This window comes from Caballeronia choica (genome assembly GCF_001544535.1).
Lineage (GTDB): Bacteria > Pseudomonadota > Gammaproteobacteria > Burkholderiales > Burkholderiaceae > Caballeronia > Caballeronia choica.
On sequence record NZ_FCON02000365.1, the window covers coordinates 1 to 2,636 of the forward strand.

The 2,636-nt window shown below is 62.9% G+C and carries 3 protein-coding genes; all 3 read right to left on the bottom strand.

Annotated elements, in window-relative coordinates; genetic code table 11:
- Window positions 1-980: Gfo/Idh/MocA family protein (locus AWB68_RS43940; RefSeq protein ID WP_087650326.1), on the bottom strand; the 980-nt coding region annotated here is incomplete at its 3' end.
- Window positions 980-2,299, bottom strand: coding sequence for a Rieske 2Fe-2S domain-containing protein (locus AWB68_RS43945; protein ID WP_087650327.1), 1,320 nt, complete (start codon window positions 2,297-2,299; stop codon window positions 980-982). The genes AWB68_RS43945 and AWB68_RS43940, both read right to left, overlap by 1 nt.
- Window positions 2,300-2,339: 40 nt before the next feature.
- Window positions 2,340-2,636: 2Fe-2S iron-sulfur cluster-binding protein (locus tag AWB68_RS43950; RefSeq protein ID WP_125483287.1), on the bottom strand; the 297-nt coding region annotated here is incomplete at its 5' end.

Below are 2,636 nucleotides of genomic sequence, written 5' to 3' on the forward strand. Positions count from 1 at the left end.
TCGCCATACACGACGATGCAATCGGGCAGCGGTCGTAAATCGCCGCGCTCGCACGACACGATCAGCGGGCCGAAGTGCTGATGCTGACTGACGTCTGCGCGATCGGGCGACGGCGGCATGTATGCGTGGCCTCCGTAGGTGCCAGCCGCCTTAAGCTGCGCTTCCTGATCAGGCGATTGCACGACGGACAGCTTACGGCGAGCGATGCCGTAGTCGTCGGGATTCTTCGGCTGGCCCATCTCGCCGGTCCAGTCGGTCCACTCATCGGAATCGAAATGCGCGTAGCCGTTGTATGAGAGCGCCGCGAACGCGCCATCTTCGAACCATAGCGTCGCCGTGTAAGCACCTTCAGTGGGACGCGCCGGATCCCACTTGCCCACCGCAGCACAAATGCGTGTCGCGCGGCTTCCAGCCAGCAGTCGCACGATGTCCACCTGATGCGCCGCCTGACTGAACACCGCCCCGCCGCCCTCGGCCGTCGATAGCTCTTCGGGCCTGCGTGGCCGGAACAGATAGTCGGTGTAGTTGAGCGCCTGAATCATCTTCACGTCGCCAAATGCGCCCGAAGCAATCAGCTCGCGCGTTCGCAGATAAGGCGTATCGAAGCTGTGACAGTGACCTACGATCAGATGCACGCACGCTTCGCGGCATGCGTCGATCATGTCGTCGCATTCGGCAAGCGAGAGCGCCATCGGCTTTTCGACGAGTACATGCTTGCCGTGCCTCGCCGCGATTCGCGTGTGCGCCGCATGAAACTGGTGCGGACTCGCGATGTAGATCGCGTCGACATCCGGCATGCGCGCAAGCTGTTCGATGTCGTCGAAGGCCGGAGCGTTGAAGTCCGCTTCGAACTGCGCACGCGCCTCCTCTCGCGGATCGCATGCGCCCGCGAGTTGCACGCGGGTGTCCGCGAGGAAAGTCGGCAGCATCAGCGAGAAGGCGCGCCCCAATCCCGCGACGCCGAGCCGCAGCTTTTCCATCACGCCTGCACCTGATAGTTCGGCTCGACCGCAACCTGCTCGTCGCGGCCGTCCCACACCGGACGCGCGGCAAACTGCTTCCAGTCGGTATCTTTCGGCACCATTGACTGGAACGAGCACACGTTGCGCGGAATCGCCTTGTCGCCGGTACCGATCGCGGTCTCGCCCGCCTGGAACGCCTTGAGCGCATCGAGCATCCGGCGGCGGAATTCGACCACGGCAACGTCGCTTGCGCCGAGCCGCTCGTCGGACCGATTCGCGATCGGGCCCATCGTCACCCACATCGCGATGTCCTGGTTCGGAAAGCCCGTGATGCCCGTGAAGTTACCCGCCTTCATCGCTTCGCGATCCTGCCAGAAGCGGTTCTCCATGTTGCGCAGCGGTCGGTACTGATTGTCGAGATCGATGCCCACGCGCTGGCCGAGGAACTTGCGCCACGTTTCGGTCTCAGGCGTCTTGTCGGGATGGCCCCACGCCATGAAGTAGAACGCGGTGTTCGTATCGTCCACCGGCACGTTGATGTTCGCGACGTTGTAGAGATTGTTCGGCGGTATCAGCGCGGTGGCCGGACCGATGAACACCGTGGAGCGGATGTAGTCGTGCGTCGCGGCGTTCTGGATCGGCCGGCGCAGCGCAGCATACCGAAAGCCGTAACTCGTGCGATGCACCTGCATACGCGGCGCCTTGTCCGTCGACGGCCGCAGCCAGTTCTTCGACGTTGCCTCGGCGCCTCCGACACGCGCCGGCACGAAGTCCGATGAATGCAGGCTCGAACTGTGCGCGGAATCGATCGCGCCTTCGAGAATCTGCGCCCAGTTACACGGCAGGATCGCCTTCGCGATGCTTACGCGCGTCTCTTGAGTCGGCGCCCATGCCGGCGGAACGAACTCGGGTATCACGTCCTGCGGGCCCATGTACGCCCACACGAAGCCGCCCCACTCCTGAGTCTCGTAGGCCTTGTGCTTGACTTTCTTCGTCATGTCGCTGCACGACGGCTCGGAGACCATCTCGATGACGTTGCCTTTCACGTCCATCTTCCAGCCGTGATAGAGGCAGCGGAGGCCGCAGTCTTCGTTGCGCCCATACACGAGCGACACGCGCCGGTGCGGGCAGTACTCGTCCATCACGCCTACATTGCCATCGGTATCGCGGAACACGACCAGGTCCTCGCCGAACACGCGGGCTTTGACCGGCGCACCGTCCGGTTCGCTGACTTCTTCGATCAGGCATACCGGCGTCCAGTGGCGGCGCATCATCTGGCCCATTGGCGCATCGCCTTCGACGCGGCACAGCAGTTCGTTTTCTTCAATCGTGAGCATTCCATCTTCTCCTGACCACATGTCTATAAACGGCCGCCCGTTACAGGTCGAGCACCAGTTCTTCACTCTTCGCCCGCGATACGCAGATCATGATCTGCGCTGACTTTTCATCGTCGGAGAGCACCATGTCGCGGTGCTCGGCGTCGCCCGAGCAAAGCGTCGTGCGGCACGAGCCGCAGGTTCCGCTCTCGCATGAACTCGGGGCGCGGATGCCGTTGTCGCGCAAGATTTCGAGGATCGAGCGGTCCTTCGGGATATCGAAAGTCTGGCCCGAGCGCTCCAGCTTCACGCGAAATGGCTTGTTCTCGGCAACGAGCGACTGATCGACGCCGAAGCT